This is a genomic window from Polyangium jinanense (genome assembly GCF_028435365.1).
On record NZ_JAGTJJ010000089.1, the window covers coordinates 19,428 to 35,496 of the forward strand.

Consider the following 16,069-nt stretch of genomic DNA (forward strand, 5'->3'; position numbering starts at 1 on the left):
AACGCGCCACCGGGGAGGGGCGCGTCAGGGCGCGCAGGTCGAGAGGAACACGTTCACGGGGCCCTCGCCCCCGACGACGAAGTCCGCCCGGCCGTCCGCGTTCAGGTCGGCTGCCGTCATGCGGTAGACGCCGTTCGACAAGGGGTACGTGATCGGCGTGCCGAAGCTCGCGTCCCCCGGGTTGACGAACAGGTGGACGGCGTCCCCGTTCGAGCTGGCGAGGGCGAGATCCAGGTCGCCATCGCCGTCCACGTCCCCCGCCGCGACATCGCTGGAGAGCGTCGGCACGGCATGGCCGACCGCGGCGGCGAAGCTGCCGTCGCCCTGGTTCAGGAACACGCTCACGCCGAAGGTGGCGTTGCCATAGGGCGCGGCCAGATCGAGCATCCCGTCGCCGTTCAGGTCGGCGATCTCGATCGAGAAAGCTTGCACGCCGGTGACCGGGTACGACGTCGATGCGCCGAAGGTTCCGTCCCCCTGATTGAGGAGGACGTAGACGCGGCCGCTGCGCGAAAACGCGAGGTCGGGCTTGCCGTCCTTGTTGAGGTCCCCGGCCTTGAGCACGGCGCTACCGATCCCGCTCGTCGTCACCGGGTAGTCGACCTTGGCCGCGAACGTGCCGTCGCCCTGGTTCAGGAACACGCTCACGTTGTTGTCGGCCAAGTACGCGACGGCGAGGTCCACGTCGCCGTCGCTGTCCACGTCTGCGGCCGCGAGGCCGTACGGGAACCCGTTCGTCGGGTAATTCACGGTCGCGGCGAGGGTGCCGTCGCCCTGGTTCAGCATCACCTGCAGGGTTCCGGTGATGCTGGAGCCGAGGAAGGCGATGTCCGTCTTGCCGTCGCCGTTCAGGTCCGCCGCGGAGACGGCGGCGCTCTCCCCCCCCACAGTGTATTGAACCAGCGGTCCGAACGTGCCGTCGCCCAGGCCGAGGCGCACGCTCACCTGGCCGCTGTTTCTGTGCACGGTGACGAGGTCGAGCTTGCCGTCGCCGTCGAGGTCCGGCGCCACGACGTCTCCATTCGCGGACGCCATGGCGACCGTCGTGGCGACGAGGCTGTAGCCACTCGGGCAGACACACGCGCCGGCCGTGCAGGTCTCGTTCACGGCGCAGACGAGCGGATCCGCGCCCTGACACATGCCGGCCTGGCACGTGTCCGTTTGCGTGCACGCGTCGCCGTCCGCGCAGGTGGTGCCGTCCGGCGCGTCGGCCACGGCTGGCTGACCGGCGCTGCACGAGGGGACCTTGCAGGGGTCCGCGTCGTCGGGCGGCAGGTCGGTGTCGTCGGCGATGGTGGTGGTGTCGCCGCTGCCGTCACACACGATCGCGCTGCAATCCCCGGAGGCCTGCATGGCCACGGGCGTGTTCGCGGGCGTGAAGCTCACGCCGCAGACCCCGGCCTCGCACGTGCGCGCCTTGCATTCGTCGTCCATGCCCGCGCAATCGGCCGGCGTGTTGCAGCCGATGCACATGCCATTGCCGTCGCACACGAGGCCCGCGCCGCAGGCGGAGCCCGCCGAAAGCGGGGGGTTCGACGGCACGCCCGCGGTGCACACGTCGCTCGTGCATTCGTTCATGTCGTCGGGCAGGTCGGCGTCGTCGGCTTGCTGGATCACGACGCCGTTGCCGTCACACACGGCCTCTTGGCAATCGCCCGTCACCTGATCGGGCAGGGCGGTCCCGGCTGCCGTGGGCTTGTGCGTGGGCACGCCGTCCTCGCAGACGTCCTCCGTGCAGGGATTCTCGTCGTCCTCGGGGGTGCATTCGCCGCCGCCCGCGCCGCCATTGCCGCCCGCGCCGCCGCTCCCGCCGGCGCCGATGTCGATCTCGCTGCGGTCGACCTTGGCGATGAGCTCACAGCCGAGCGAACCGCCCGAAAGCAGGACGAGCAGTAGGGGTGTGATGGATGCTTTCGCCATTCTGGGTTCTTTCATCATCGTCAAGTTCTTTTCAGCGCTTCGACCAGGTCAGCTTCCACAGGTCGTCGAAGAACGAGCTCGAGCCACCATCGGAGGAGGACCCGCCGTGGAGGAAGAGCTCGAAGGCCGCCTGCGTCTCGCGCACGAAGGAGACGCCTCCCACGCGCGCCGGGGGAATCGGGGCGATGGGATCGAGGGTCATCTCGGTCCACCGGTTTTCCGCCATCGAGTAGAACCAGAGATCATTCGAAACCCTGTCGAACCCGCTCCCGCCGAAGACGACGAGCCCGCCGTGCGCGGTATCGAAAAAGACCACGGCGTTGTCGCGCGGTGACGGCAGATCTCCCTCCGGGTGGAGCTGGGTCCAGGTGAACGTATCGAGGCTGAGCGACCAGAGATCATTCTCGTAGTTGGTCGGACCGAAGAGCTCACCGGGCGGCGTGTCCGGCCCCTGGTCCGCCCCGAGGCGGTAGCCGCCGAAGATCAGTAGCGAATGGGTGGCCGGATCGTACGCACCCGCGGGCCAGGCCCGCGGCGCGGGCTTCTCGCCGTAGGTCGGGACGATTTGCCAGCCCGCCTCCTCGTCGTAGATGGCGAGGTCGTCGCGCAGACCGGTGGGCGTCGTGGCGAATCGCGGCAGCGTATTGCCCACGCCGCCGAACGCATAAAACGTCTTCTTCTTCGGGTGGCCGATCGCCGGCACCCCCACGACCGCGGCGGACGAGCGGCGCATGGCGAATGGATCTCCCTGCTCCTCTTGCGGGGCCAGTTCCCATTGACGACTCTTCGTGTGGTAGGTCCACATCTCGGGGAACATGTGATCCGAGCCGGTCCGGAACCGGCCCCGGCCGCCGACGATGCTCACGCAATTGCCGCAGGGGCCGGGGATCATCAGCGTGTCGGCCCGCGGGGCGGGGGTCTCGGGCGACCCGAGGTTCGTCCACGTCATCGTGGAGAGGTCGAGGGAGTAGAAGTCGTTCACGGTGAAATCGGTGGGGAACGCCCCGATCTGGCCGCCAAAACGGTAGACGATATCGGGATCGTTACTGCGCGCGAACGAGATGCCGGCCTCCCAGAGCGCGGTCGGGACGTCGCCATGCTGCGGGACGGCCTCCCATTGCGGAGCCGTGGTGAGCCCCACGCAGGTCGCCACCGAAAGCGCCTCCGGCGAGGAAGCCTCGAGCGACGTGGGGTCTTGCGCGCTGCAGGCGGCCATGGCGAGCGTTGCCGCGAGGCCGGCGCAACGGCGGCGCATGGATCCGCGAAGCGGAAGGAAAAGATGAGTCATCGATGGATCTCCTGGTGGAAGCGAGGTCGTACGGGAGCGGCGAATGAGATACGCGTGGTCAACCGCCCGACCACCCCTTCAACGTCGCTGCGTTCATGGAAACGGAAGAGTATCTCATCGGCGGACGCACCATAGCCGAAGCGCACGGGCGCTTGCCAGAGCCGTCGCCCAGGACAGAGCCGGATCGTCGCGCTGCCACGTGTTTTTTTGCGCTTTTTGATCAGCCTTGCGTTTTTCGATCAGCCAGCCCCGCGCGATCCACACCACACAACCGCCATTTTGCTCGGCGGCATCATCCGTGCTCCTGAGCCACGCACTCGCGATAGCGCGAGTTTATGGAGCATCGCCCACCGAGCAATCCTGCCGCGCCCAACTTCGTGGCCTCGTCGGCATGCAGGGAGGTGACGGCTCTTGTCACGTCCTTCGTGGCCTTGCGGATGTCAATGATGTGACGAAAAAAGCCGCGAGAGGGGCCTCTCGCGGCTTTCACGGATGGCGCGGCGAAGCCTACGTCAGTTGCAGTAGTCGCCGTTGAGCGAGCAGGGAACGCAGACCTGGAACGCCTCGGGGCAGTCTTTCTGCGACAAGATGATGTCGATGGTGCTCACCAGCGGGATGCACGTGGGGAGGCATCGACCTTCGCCCAGAACGATGCCCGCGTCGCAGGTCGGCGGCACGTAGTTCGTGTCGCCGAAACCCGTCGGGACGCAGACGTCGTCCTCCGGGGTTTCGCCGCACGAGTCTTCGCCGAGCTTCTCTTCCTTGTCGTCGGGTATGAGCGTCCGCGGCGCGCAGCTCCCGCCGCCCTTGCCCTCGCAACAGGTCGGGAAGGTGACCGGGGGCTCGACCGGGGCGTCGCAGACGCTCGCGTCGCACGCTCCACTCGACTCGCCCGTGAACGGGTCGTAGCAAGGCGCGCAGAGCTTTCCGTCCTCGCAGACGTCCTGCGGGAGCTGGTCCCGCTTTGCATGGATCTGCGGGACGCAGAGCGACATGCAGCGGCCTTCGGCGCCGCCGATGGACTCGCAGACGGGCGGCTTCGTGAGGCCGTCGGTGACGACGAGCTCCACGGGTACGCAGTGCGAGGGCGCCGTGGTGTTCGCGCAGGGCGCGAGGAGCTCGAGTTGCTCGGCGCCGAGCTGATTGTCGTCGACGCAGCGGCCGCGCGCCTGGTGCTCGGGCATATCGCCGCAGATCCCGAGGTCACACGTCGGAAAGACGTCGAGAAGCACGTCGAGACCTTCCGGATTGCACTGCTCGGACGGCTCGGGCACCCCGACGCTCAAATCGGCGATGCAGCCCGCGAGAAGGAGGGTCAAAAAAGCGTACTTCTTCATTGCCGTTCCCTGTTTGCCGGGTCCTCGGAGGTTTTGGCGGCGGCAAGCGTGGGCTTGGATTCTGGCGCCGGCAGCTCGAACGTGAGGCCGAGGGCGATCACGTGGACGCCGCCTCGGTAGCGTCCGCCATTGATGTAGACGGTGCGGCTCGGGTCATCGAGAGGCGGCGGACGGGAGCCGACTCCCTGCTCGATGCGCGCGTCCCCGGGCGCGACGGTCGTGTCCGGCTGGAAGATTTTCGAGTAGCCGAAGTTGAGCTGCAACGCTTGGTGCACGCGGACGCTGGCGCCGACGTGGAGGGCCGTTCGAGGCGCGAGAAAGTTCTCCACCGACTGGTATCCGTGCGTGTTGCCGTTGCTCTCGTAGGAGACGCCCGCGCGGAGCCACAAGCGATCCGGCAAGACGATGGCGTCGCCGCCCGCGCGGAGGACGAACTGGTTCCTCCATCGTCGTTCGACGTACTTGACGTCCGGGAGCGCGCCGAGCGGCATTCCATCGACGCTCACGTCGATCGGGAGCGCCGCGTCGTCGGGGATGTCGACCGTCGTCTGCTGCGTCGCCGCGTGGCCCTGGTACGCCACGTCCACCTCGACGTCGAAGCGGGAGTGGGCGTAGCGAAGCGCAACGGCGGTCTCCCAGCCAAATGGCTGGTTCACCTTCACGCCGTCGACGCGCGTCGAGAAGCCACCGCCACTGAGGCCCGAGAGGAAAAGCGCAGCGTCGGCGTTCACGTCGGCCGTGTAGGTCGTGATCGAGGCGATGGAGAAGCCGTCGATCGGCTCGGCATCGACCGCGAAGACGACCTTCGGCACGAAGTAGTCGACCCCGGAGAGCGCGTTACGCGTGTCGAGCGTCGGCCCCGCCCCCGGCATGCCGGCCGTGTACGAGATGCTCTTGACCATCACGATCCCGGAGCCGAACGAGAGGCCCGCACGGATCCTTTCGTGCAGCGAGGCGCTGAACCCGACCGTCGGGAAGAGCGCCGAGTTGTCCGTGATGACGTTCGCGTGCCGCGACGGAGAGGCAACGCGCTGCCCATCGACCTCGATCGTGCCATCGGTCGGGTCGCCGAACTCGAGCTTGGATGTCGCGGAAGGCGGCGGCAGGATGCCGAACGCGATCCCGAACCGCTTACCGAGCGGGATCGAGACGCCGAGCTGCGGCACGATGAGCGGACCCGCCTCGTTGCAGACCGTCGGGTACGTCGTGCCGTCGAGGTCCTCGCGATCGAAGCAGACCTCGGTGACGTGGAGCTGCGCGTCGAGCCCCATGTTCCAGCGTTTCGTGAGGTGCAGGCGGGCGGGGTTGTACCGCAGTGCGTCGAAGCCCGTCGCAGAGGCGCCCATCGCGCCACCGCGACCGACGGCGCGTGCGCCCGCGACGGTAGACTCGATGCCTCCGGCGTGACCAACCCGAGGGCTCGAAAGCGAGAGGAGCCCGTAAACCAGGCTCGTCCAAGAGAGGATACGGACAACTTCAGACACGACGGGGCCTCCGTGGGCAACGCGGGGCGGGGCCGGGCTTGCTCGACGGCGCAACGGCACCGCATCGGCCAGCGCTGGCACTGCCATCATTGAAAGCCAGTCCTAGCTCCCCGAGCTTGTTCCTATCGCTCTGAAGCAATGGCTCGTGTTCGACCTGCCATGGCTCTCTCGCGGACACACCTATTTGGCTTGACGTCCCGCCCACTCCGTACCTCCGGCCAAGACGTTACCAGACTTCGCCATGTTCGTCATTCGTGGGGCCGAGGGATCACGAGGAAACGAGTATCGGAGGCTTGTCGCTACATTCCCTCCTCGAGCCACGCCACCCGCGCACCGCACGCCTTCACGGCCGGAGCAGATAATGCCAGTGGCATTAAATACCAGCGCATCCGCGTAGACCTGCCCCGCGAGCACGACGAGCAGAGGGGGCGGCCCGCCACTTTCACGGAAGCGGGAGCGGGAGCGGCAACCGAGATCTGATTGTGTACCGCTGTTGAGGAAGGGGGGTAGGTCGAGCGCCGGATGGGCCATGGGCCTTGCAAGGTGTGGCGGGGGCCATGGCGGAGGGTGGCGAGCGTCGGGATGATCGATGAAGAGCTCGGCAATCGGCCCGCCTTTCGTTTGGCACGCCGCGCGCGATGGCGCCGCGCGTGGGTCCTTCGAACGCGCTTTCCGCATTGCATGGCGGCGGCCGGTACGAGCGGCATCGACCGGAGGACACGGTACTTTACCGGGTCGTGCAGCGCGTATTGGGACTCGTTTCGGGAGCGCGTGGAAGCGATTGGGAGTTTGCCGCGATTCGTCGTGCACGAAGGCAAATGGGCGGGTTGGTTACCCTGAGCGCCGTGCTCGCACTCCGGCCTGAGGCGCTGACGGCGCAGGTGTCGGACACTGTCCGATTCGAGGGGTTGTATCGTGGCTCGCCCGCAGCGTAATGAAGGCAACCGGCGCGCCGTCGTCGCACGCTTCTTTGCCCTCGCGACGAAACGCGCCGTTTGCGCATCCTCTCACCGTCTCTTTCCAAGAAGGAACTCAAGTGATCAATCATCGATTCTATGTACCGCTGTGGCTCGGGCCGCTCGTTTTGCTTGCGGGCGCCTGTGGCGTCGATTCCTCGGGGATGGGCGCAGGAGGAGACGGGGGCGAGCAGGCCGCGAGTCCGGCGTCGGAGGAGACGGCCGAGGCGCGGGCAGCGTTGACGGCGGGAGCGGGCAGCCTGGGTGACTGCAACGGGAACCCGGCGCGCTGCGCGGTGGTGAGCCTTGCTGCCGGCGAGTCCCATACCGTGGCGCTGAAGTCGGACGGCACGGTCTGGACCTGGGGGTACAACAACTTCGGTCAGCTCGGGAACGGCACGACCGTCGATGGACACACGCCCGTGCAAGTGAACGGCCTCGCTGGAGTCACCGCGGTGGGGGCGGGCTACGGACACACCGTGGCGCTGAAGTCGGACGGCACGGTCTGGGCCTGGGGCCGGAACACCGAAGGCCAGCTCGGCGACAACTCCACCATCAATCGATCCACTCCTGGGCAGGTAAGCGGCCTCGGCGGTGTCGCTGCGGTGGCGGTGAACGGCTACCACACGGTCGCGCTGAAGTCGGACGGCACGGTCTGGACCTGGGGGCGAAACGATTACGGTCAGCTTGGCGACAACACCAACACGCCTCGAAGTACGCCTGCGCAGGTGGCCGGGCTGAGCGACATCACCGCGGTGGCGGCTGGCTTCGACCACACCGTGGCGCTGAAGTCGAGCGGGACGCTCAAGGCCTGGGGGCACAACCTGAACGGCCAGCTCGGGGACAACACCACCGTCGACCGACGCACACCCGTGACCGTGGCCGGGCTGAACAACGTCACCGCCATCACGGCGGGCATGTACACCACCCTGGCGCTGAAGTCGGACGGCACGGTCTGGGCCTGGGGGCGAAACAGCCACGGCCAGCTTGGCGACTCGACGTTCACCGAGCGACACCTTCCCACGAGCCTGTTCTTGTTCGGTGCTGCCATTGCGGTGGCGGGGGGCGGCGACCACAATCTGGCGCTGAGGTCGGACGGCACGGTCTGGGCCTGGGGCCGGAACAACGAAGGCCAGCTCGGCGACAACACCACCATCAATCGAAACACGCCTGGGCAGGTGACCGACCTCGGCGGAATCACCGCGGTGGCGGGAGGCCACAGTCAGACCGTGGCGCTGAAGTCGGACGGCACGGTCCGGGCCTGGGGGGACAACCTCCATGGGCAGCTCGGGGACGGTACCACCATCGAAAGCCACTTACCCGTGCAAGCGAGCGGACTGAGTCTCTTCTCGCTGTGCAGCGGCATGTCCGCGTGTGACGTGGGGACAGGGACTTGCGTCACCGCGCCGCTGCCGAACGGCTCGTCGTGCGACGATGGCAATGCCTGCACGCAGACGGATACGTGCCAGTCGGGGACGTGCACCGGGGCGAGCCCGGTGGTGTGCGCGGCTCCGGACCAGTGCCATACGGCGGGCACGTGCAACGCGGCGACGGGCGTGTGCTCCAGCGGCGCGCTCGAGCCAAACGGCTCATCGTGCGACGATGGCAATGCCTGCACGCAGACGGATACGTGCCAGTCGGGTACGTGCACCGGCGCGAACCCGGTGACCTGCGCGGCACCGGACCAATGCCACGATGCGGGCATCTGCGATGTCGCGACGGGCCTATGCTCCACACCGGCAAAGGCCGATGGGGCGGGATGCGACGATGGCGACGCGTGCACGCAAACGGACACGTGCCAGAATGGGATGTGTAGCGGTGGCAACGTGCTTGTCTGCCCGCCGGTGGGCGAGTGCGAAGTTGGGCTCTGCAACCCGGTCAATGGGGTGTGCTCACCGATCCATAAGCCGGACAATACGCCTTGTGCAGGCGGGGTTTGCCTCGCCGGCGTGTGCCAGATCGAGGGACCGACGTCGAGCTCGAGCTCGAGCGCGACCGGGACCGGCGGTGGCGGCGGTGGCGGCGGCAGCGCGACCGGGACCGGCGGTGGCGGCGGTGGCGGCGGCAGCGCGACCGGGACCGGCGGTGGCGGCGGTGGCGGCGGCAGCGCGACCGGGACCGGCGGGATGATGGCGACGAGCACGACCACGGGTGCAGGCGCAGGCGGTAGCGCCGGGGAAATCCCGTCGAGCGAGAGTGGCTGTGGCGCCTGCGTCGTCGGGGGCGGCTCGGCGAACGGAGCCCCCTGGATCGGTCTCGGGCTCTTGCTCGCGCTGCGGCGAAGGCGGCAGGGCGCTCGGGTAGGCGCGCGGCCGTGAGGTGAGCGCCCCTGCTTCGCGCACCTCGATACAGGGCACTTCGCGGCACCGTGGAAGCGGTCAGGCGAATGCCCGCTCGGGCTATCTCATCCAGGTGGCGGGCACCGTGAAGCGCGGAAAGCCCGAGACGGCTGCGCGCGCCGAAGTCTTGAGGAAGCCTTTGCGTGAATGGGAGAGCACGCGCGCGGCCAGGGAGAAGGCCGAGCAAGCGGGAGCTGCCCCAGCCAATGGAAGCGCTGGCGATTCCGCAGGAGCCGGGCCGACCGGCGTCTGATCGGTATTGGGACAGGGTCTCGATGCCCCCGAACGAGCCCCCGAGCTTTCCCCAAAGCAAACGGCGACCCCTCCCGGGGTCCTTTCCACCCAGCAAATACGGCCCGGTCGTGGGTAATGCGCGCGCTCGTGCCTCTCCGCCAACCGACCCGAGTTGAGGTGGCATCTCGCGCGCTTCTGCCTGACATGCGCGCCGCTGCCCCCTGACTGCATTGTAGGGATGCGCAGATGTCGTGCGCCCGCTAGCTTCGGCCCATGATTGAACCGAGGAGCGCTGCGGCGTGCCCCGGCTCGATGCCGACGAGGAGGGGAGCCATGTCGAGACGGATGTGCTGGGTCGTGGCGTGCGCGGCGCTCGCGGGGTGCGTCGGCGGCGCGGAGGAAGCCCCGGTGGGCGAGGCGCGCGCAGCGCTGGGCCCGCCGAGCTGCGAAGACGCCGCGCGCTACGAGCTCCGGGACGTGGGCGGCGCGCAGTTCAACAACATCACGCTGGACCCGTCGATCCTGCCGCTCGCCGACGTGGGCAAGGTGCTGGCGAACGATCAGGTCCACATGCTGCGCGCCGCCGCCGAAAACGGCCTCCATGTGCTGAACAAGCACGTGCCTGCGTTCTTCATTTTCGACGACCAGGGCAACGTGTCGCAGATCCGGGCGGGAGGCTTCTACCAGTGCGCCACCCTGCTCGACTGCCAGGGTTACATCTCGGAGGTGGTGGCGAATTACCGCCTCGACGGCGTGCTGTTCGTCGACCGGCCCGAGTTCAACCACAGCTTCCAGGGCCACGCCTACGAGGTGCTCGGCGGCGCGCAGTTCCGCCCGCTCACCGACGATTATGCCATCAAGATCACGCGCTGGCAGATCACCACGACGCAAACGCACGCGCTGCGCGCCAACCTGACCGCGCGCTGGAACTCGCGCATGCGTGAAACCGCGTGCAGGCGCGGGACGCTGGCGCAGGCGCTGCTCCTGTGGAGCGACGCCGAGCAGGTGGTGGCCGAGGTGGTGATCGGCGTGAAGCGGAACGAGCCTCCGCCCTACTTCGAGGCCACGCTCGCGGGCCTCGCATCGGAGCCCGTGCTCGATCCCGACATGGACGCGCTACCGCTCGTACGCATCCCACCCGACGTCACCGACACCTACTTCGTGCTCACCTACTGGCCGGGCGCATTCGAGCCGTCCCTGTGGCTCAACTCGCCGTCCACCACGCCGGACGGCCCGCTCCCCGAGCCCTTCTGCGGCGACGGCTCGTGCAACACCACCGCTGCCAACGTCGAGAACGTGGCCACATGCCCCGCCGACTGCTTGGCCACCTGCGGCAACGGGAGCTGCGACCCCGGCGAAAGTGCCGTCACCTGCGCCGTCGATTGCCTGCCGCAGTGACACAAGCCAGCGGTCTCGTTCTTCCAGAGCAACAGCCTCGCAGCCCTTTGCTTGGAGGCTCGACCCGAATTGAGGAGCACACCATGTCCCTTCGTTTGCTTGTCGCCTGTCCGCTCGTCCTCTGGGGCTGCGATGCCAATCCCATCGCCGATCCCGCCCTCCACGATCCCCCAATCGCTGAAGTCGAGCAGGCGCAATCTGGTGCTGGCGTCGATTCCTATCGTATAGGGGCCCCCATGGACGACGCCGACTTCGTGGATGTCACCTCGCAGATCCCGGCGCTCGGAGGCACCGTGCTCGAGGGCGATCCGACGATCAAGATCCGGTTCGACGCTCCACCCGACGGCGTGACTGCGCACGGCGTGTTCGAGCAACTCGGCGCAGCGCGCCTCCGCATCGTCTTCCCCTTCGATGAGCACATCCCAGGTGCTCCACGGCTTGCTCGAGATCACGGACAGCGACGGCAACGAGTTCTCTCTAAAACCGGGCGATGCATACTTCATCGCGCAGGGTTCGATCGTCACCTGGGAGGTCCTCACGCCGGTCTTCCAGAAGTCGTTCTTCGACTACACCCATCCTGCGCACTGACTCCATGCAGAAGGGTCAGGTAGCCCGAGAGATTGAAAATGCGCGTACGGGTTTCAACAGGCCGCTACAGCTACAGGTATTCGTCTTCGAGAAGCGCTCTCGCTTGCCCGACCATGTCTTCGATGATCTGGGCGGCGGGCTTGATGTCGTTCACCAGGGGTGCGCTCTTCTCCCCTGCCGGCATGCACATTTCCTCGAAGTCGCCTGTCGTATCGGGCGTGGGAAGAATCCCCGAGAACTTCGGCATGTCGTAGGGGACGCCGAAGAGGAGCGTCGTGCCGATGAGCGCCGGCGGCGGCGGCGGCACCGGAATCTCGTCCTCTCGGCCCGCCCACTCGTTGACGACACGGTTGCGGATCGTGCGGACGGGCGCGCCAGGCCACTCGGGTCCGAACATCGTGGTGATGACCGTATCTCCTTCTCCCGCGGCAACGATGCGTTGCTTGTACTCAGGGTGGCAGTAGGCTTCGACGGACGCCATCATGCGTGTCCCGACCCAGGCTCCCTCGGCGCCCAACTTGAGCGCCTTCTTCAGCGTCTTGCCATCCGCAATGCCACCTGCGGCGAGCACGATACGGGGTGCGACTGCCTCGACCACGGCCGGAAGGAGCACGTCGAGCGGGGTTACGGCCCCGCCGCCTGCGTCTTCCTGCGCGGCACCACGAACGTGGCCGCCTGCTTCCTTGCCTTGGGCGATGATGGCGTCGATGCCGACGTTCACTGCTTCCAGCGCGCCTGCCAGGGAGCCGACCTGCATCCAGACCTTGGCGCCAGCGGCATGCAGTTTGGCTACCCAGCTCGCAGGCGGCGTGTTCCAGAAGAAGACGACGATCCTCACGCCCTCCTGGACACAAACGTCGATGTGTTCCTCCGTGACGGAAGGAACGGCTCCACCGAAGAGGCTCACATGGACGAGATCCACTCCGAATGGGCGGTTCGTCAATGCTTTGACCTCTTGGATCCGTTGAGCGAGATGCGCCGGGCTCTCCGGAGAGCCGCCTAGAACACCCAGTGCGCCGGCGTTGGAAATGGCGGCCACGAGGCTCGGCAGCGCGTGAAAAGCGATGCCGGCGCCCACGATGGGAAAGGTGATCCCGTATTCTTCGGTGAGCCTCGTGCAGAGGGAGCTCGAACCGTTGTTACACTTCTTCTGCTCCCCGTCTTTCAGCAGCTGGTCGTCCTCGCCGACCGGCTCCCCTTCGATGACGGCATTGGCGCAGCCGACGGTCAACGCGGCACCACCTAGGCCGAGCATCTGAAGAATGCGACGGCGACCGACGACGGACGAAGCGGACTCTGCGTGAGCGCCACCCAATGTTGTCATGTTTGTTCCCTCCCTACGATTCGTTAGCGACAGGGCAGCTTATCAGATTCGCCGAGACTCGGCATTCGGAGAGGATGGCGAATTGTTACTGCAATGCCTGGGGCGGAGATGGCACGCTCGAGCCCTGCCCGAGCACTCCCGACTGTCCTTGCAACCGAGCGAAGTCCTGAGACCCACGCATTCCGTTCGCGTAGCGAAGCAGCTTTTCGAGGGCTGGAAGTAGACCTTTTGCGGCGGCCAGGTGCACCCCAAGGTGGGACGTACGCTTGGGCCGTTCCCGCGTCACTGGAACCACCGCCAACGCCGCCCTGTCTGTCCAGGCCCACCACCCTGTCCAGCGGGTGCTGGAGGTACCCTTTTTTCCGGTGACTCGTCTCCCCAAATGAAGGCGCAAGCTCCCACCGATTGACCTACCTCGTCGCAAAGCGGGAGCGGAAGCGGGAGCGGGAGCGGGAGCGGGAGCGGGAGCGGGAGCGGGAGCGGGAGCGGCAAGCGGGATCTGGTTGTGTACCGCTTTTGAGGAAGGGGGCAGGTCGCGTACCGGATGGGCCACTTGCCAGGTGTGGCGGCCGAGATGGCGGAGGGTGGCTCAATACCGCGAAGCGCAGACTCCATCTTTACAAATGGGCACGAGCATAGGGCACGAGGGAATCGGAATGGGTACGAGCTTGTCGCAGCCGCTCTTGGTCCAAGCCTCACAAGCCGGCTCCGTGATACGTTTTCGGTCCGCCTCGTACGTGGCCCGCGCGGCTTTGGCGATGCTGACGCCGCAGCTCGCAGCCATGCAAATGCCATCCGAAAGAATCTCGCAATCGGCTTCGGTCGTGCAAGCGGCGGATTTGGCTTGCGCTTTGCCTAAAGCGTCGCGGGCCTCGGCACGAAGCGTATCGCATGCTGCGGTGGAGGGCGGCGCAGCGGCCGGCGGTGAGGAGCCTGCCCTTGTGTCGGCGGACGGCGTCACGGGGGCGTTTCCCGAAGGCGGCTCGGCGCAGGCGACCCAAACGAGGGGCGTAAGCACGGCGAGCCCGACGAACATGAGGGGAGACAACGATCGCATCGGCAAGAGATAGCCGGCCGGGACGGCAAAGTCGAGCCGCCCGCTTACGGTTTGGTTGCCTCCGCAAACGCCTTCCAGGTCACCTCGGCGGCGCCCACGGCCGCGCGGGCGCCGTCGCGTACGATCGGCGTGCGAAGCAACATTGGATCCTCCAAAAATAGCTCCGCGAGGCGTGTTTCGCTCGGGTCGAGGTATTGAAGGCCGCGTTCTTTCACGCGAGGGCTGTCTTCGGCATAAAGCGCGCGCATGCCGCCCACGGCGCGCGCGACGCTGGCGAGCTCCCCCTTGGAGAGGCCTTTTTCGCGCAGATTGATGAACTGCACTTTGATACGCCGCTCCGCGAAAAATCGTTGCGCAGCGCGGGTCAGCTTGCACTTTTCGGTGCCGAAGATCTGAATCATCTCGCCCGAGATCACCGCACCCGATGCGGCACCCGCTCCCCCTTCTGCTCCGCCACCCGCAAAGCCGTGTCGTACCCCGCGTCCACGTGCCAAGTCACGACCATTTCTGGTTGATCGTCAAGACGCGCTCGAGCCTCCTCTGCGCCGCGTCCGTGCGAGCTTGCGCAGGCCGTGGAAGCGCACCTTGGGATCGACCTCGTTAAAGGAAGCGGGTGCGGAAGCGGGTGCAGAAGCGGAAGCGGGAGCGGGAGCGGAAGCGGAAGCGGGAGCGGGAGCGGGAGCGGGAGCGGGAGCGGGAGCGGGAGCGGAGGCGGGGTCAGGCGAGCGCGAGCCTTTGCAGGTGCCGTCGGGCGAGGGAGATGCGGGCGTAGGCGGTCTTCGTCTTAATGCCGAGCGCTTCGGCAATCTCCCGTATCGAACGGCCCTCCAGGTACGGCACGACCACCGCACGGATGCGCGGGCCGATCTTCAAGAGGAACCGCTTCAGCCGGAACAGCCCATAAGTCGCCTGCAAGAGCATATCGGGCGACGACGCGTCGTCCTGCTCCTGCTCGGGACATTCCTCCGCGAGCCCCGTGAAGACCTCTCGCTCATGACGCGCGAGCCTTCGATAATTGCTCGCACGGTTGAGCCCGATCACCACGAGCCACGGCCGCGCCTGCTCCGGCGTGACCAGACATTCGAGGCGTCGCCAGGCCGTGATGAAGACCTCCTGGACGACATCGTCCACATCACTGGAGGGGATGGCCTGCTTGAGAAGCAGGCGGCAAAGAAAAATCGCAGTGTTCGAGGTAAAGGCGGCCGAGCAAGGCGTGCGACGCCGTAAAGTTTGCCGGCGGCGGATGGAGCGGTATCGTTGCCATACTCATGACTCCGGACGTGTCGGGGTTGTGGGGAGACGCCGGTCGGTGTGGGTAGCACCGGCTGGCGTCGCTTGTTTTGTCTCATGAATCGGGGCGCGATTCAACCACCAAATGTGGAATTGGTTCGTCGCGGGAGAACCCACGATCCGACCTGAATGGGACGAGGGGGGTTGGAATGGGAGCCGTGATCCTGGGGTGAGAGTCCCTCACCCCCAACCCCTCTCCCGTCCCGGGAGAGGGGCGAGGGAGGCTTCTCCTACGAAGTGCGGCGGTAGACGAGGCGGCCCAGGGTGGCGATGACGTGGTCCATGCGCTCGAGCACCCGTGCATCGACCCCGCCGATGTACCTCATGGCCTGGGCGACCTGGATGCAGGCGAGCACCTCACATGCCGAGCCCAATGCCGACTGATAACGCTGCCTTTTATGTCCTGCGACGTTACCGGCCCCCTCGGCCGTATTGAGCGCGACGCTATGCATGGCCCTGCGCAGTTGCCGGGCCAAATCCGAGTCCTTCCGTTCAATCTGTTCCGCGACACCCGCCGCGTCCCCAGCCATGGCCAAAACGACTTCCTAAATCCTCAGCATGACGAGACCCTCCGCCCGACGACCCAATCGCCGGGACCCTCGTCCCAGACCGTCGCGCGGAGCGCTCTTCAAGGCTGCGCAGCACCGCGCGGAGCCGCGCGGAGCGCGAAGCGCGAAGCGCGAAGCGCGAAGCGCGAAGCGCGAAGCGCGAAGCGCGAAGCGCGAGGACGGCGACGATGAGGCAGCTCCGACGTCAAGGCCTTTAGCGCGGTTTTTACGCTGCGCTTCCGTGTGGCGGTAGCCGCGTTGACGTGCGCCGTTGCCTTCCTCCGACCTTCTTCGCTCCTCGGCATG

The 16,069-nt window shown here is 66.8% G+C and carries 11 protein-coding genes; 3 read left to right on the forward strand and 8 right to left on the reverse strand.

Annotated elements, in window-relative coordinates:
• Positions 1 to 24 precede the first annotated feature (24 nt).
• The 4 genes from KEG57_RS51280 to KEG57_RS51295 all read right to left on the reverse strand — a co-directional run bounded on the left by KEG57_RS51280 (position 25) and on the right by KEG57_RS51295 (position 6,029).
• Positions 25 to 1,920: an FG-GAP repeat domain-containing protein gene (locus tag KEG57_RS51280; RefSeq protein WP_272428208.1), complete on the reverse strand. Its 1,896-nt coding sequence runs from the start codon at positions 1,918 to 1,920 to the stop codon at positions 25 to 27.
• A 31-nt stretch (positions 1,921 to 1,951) separates the two neighbouring features.
• A complete protein-coding gene (locus KEG57_RS51285) occupies positions 1,952 to 3,175 on the reverse strand; it encodes a Kelch repeat-containing protein (protein WP_272428209.1) in 1,224 nt (407 codons plus the stop codon).
• Between the two features lie 545 nt (positions 3,176 to 3,720).
• The gene (locus KEG57_RS51290) at positions 3,721 to 4,545 is read right to left on the reverse strand and encodes a hypothetical protein (protein ID WP_272428210.1); all 825 of its coding nucleotides are present in this window, start codon (positions 4,543 to 4,545) and stop codon (positions 3,721 to 3,723) included.
• The gene (locus KEG57_RS51295) at positions 4,542 to 6,029 is read right to left on the reverse strand and encodes an OmpP1/FadL family transporter (RefSeq protein WP_272428211.1); all 1,488 of its coding nucleotides are present in this window, start codon (positions 6,027 to 6,029) and stop codon (positions 4,542 to 4,544) included. Before KEG57_RS51295 ends, KEG57_RS51290 begins: the two co-directional genes overlap by 4 nt.
• A gap of 1,036 nt (positions 6,030 to 7,065) precedes the next feature.
• On the opposite strand from KEG57_RS51295, the gene KEG57_RS51300 reads away from it, so the two are divergent.
• From KEG57_RS51300 to KEG57_RS51310, 3 genes are all read left to right on the forward strand, one after another.
• On the forward strand, positions 7,066 to 9,303 hold the full coding sequence (locus KEG57_RS51300) for an RCC1 domain-containing protein (RefSeq protein ID WP_272459955.1): 2,238 nt from the start codon (positions 7,066 to 7,068) through the stop codon (positions 9,301 to 9,303).
• A 588-nt stretch (positions 9,304 to 9,891) separates the two neighbouring features.
• On the forward strand, positions 9,892 to 10,956 hold the full coding sequence (locus KEG57_RS51305) for a hypothetical protein (protein ID WP_272459956.1): 1,065 nt from the start codon (positions 9,892 to 9,894) through the stop codon (positions 10,954 to 10,956).
• A gap of 411 nt (positions 10,957 to 11,367) precedes the next feature.
• Complete coding sequence (locus KEG57_RS51310; protein ID WP_272428214.1) at positions 11,368 to 11,544, forward strand: cupin domain-containing protein; 177 nt, start codon at positions 11,368 to 11,370, stop codon at positions 11,542 to 11,544.
• A 70-nt stretch (positions 11,545 to 11,614) separates the two neighbouring features.
• Here the strand turns inward: KEG57_RS51310 and KEG57_RS51315 are convergent, their stop codons facing one another.
• The 4 genes from KEG57_RS51315 to KEG57_RS51330 all read right to left on the reverse strand — a co-directional run bounded on the left by KEG57_RS51315 (position 11,615) and on the right by KEG57_RS51330 (position 15,745).
• Positions 11,615 to 12,775: an NAD(P)H-dependent flavin oxidoreductase gene (locus KEG57_RS51315; protein ID WP_272428215.1), complete on the reverse strand. Its 1,161-nt coding sequence runs from the start codon at positions 12,773 to 12,775 to the stop codon at positions 11,615 to 11,617.
• A gap of 1,194 nt (positions 12,776 to 13,969) precedes the next feature.
• Entirely contained in the window at positions 13,970 to 14,326 is a 357-nt protein-coding gene (locus KEG57_RS51320) for an arsenate reductase family protein (RefSeq protein WP_272459957.1), read from the reverse strand.
• A gap of 316 nt (positions 14,327 to 14,642) precedes the next feature.
• Entirely contained in the window at positions 14,643 to 15,170 is a 528-nt protein-coding gene (locus KEG57_RS51325) for an RNA polymerase sigma factor (protein ID WP_308215672.1), read from the reverse strand.
• Positions 15,171 to 15,445: 275 nt separating this feature from the next.
• Positions 15,446 to 15,745: a four helix bundle protein gene (locus KEG57_RS51330; RefSeq protein WP_272459958.1), complete on the reverse strand. Its 300-nt coding sequence runs from the start codon at positions 15,743 to 15,745 to the stop codon at positions 15,446 to 15,448.
• Positions 15,746 to 16,069: the final 324 nt, after the last annotated feature.

Bases quoted from the DNA above. Each gene is read 5' to 3' on its own strand.
- KEG57_RS51290 (WP_272428210.1), bottom strand. From the start codon at position 4,545: ATGAAGAAGTACGCTTTTTTGACCCTCCTTCTCGCGGGCTGCATCGCC.
- KEG57_RS51305 (WP_272459956.1), top strand. From the start codon at position 9,892: ATGTCGAGACGGATGTGCTGGGTCGTGGCGTGCGCGGCGCTCGCGGGG.
- KEG57_RS51330 (WP_272459958.1), bottom strand. From the start codon at position 15,745: ATGGCTGGGGACGCGGCGGGTGTCGCGGAACAGATTGAACGGAAGGAC.
- KEG57_RS51320 (WP_272459957.1), bottom strand. From the start codon at position 14,326: ATGATTCAGATCTTCGGCACCGAAAAGTGCAAGCTGACCCGCGCTGCG.
- KEG57_RS51285 (WP_272428209.1), bottom strand. From the start codon at position 3,175: ATGCGCCGCCGTTGCGCCGGCCTCGCGGCAACGCTCGCCATGGCCGCC.
- KEG57_RS51280 (WP_272428208.1), bottom strand. From the start codon at position 1,920: ATGGCGAAAGCATCCATCACACCCCTACTGCTCGTCCTGCTTTCGGGC.
- KEG57_RS51310 (WP_272428214.1), top strand. From the start codon at position 11,368: ATGAGCACATCCCAGGTGCTCCACGGCTTGCTCGAGATCACGGACAGC.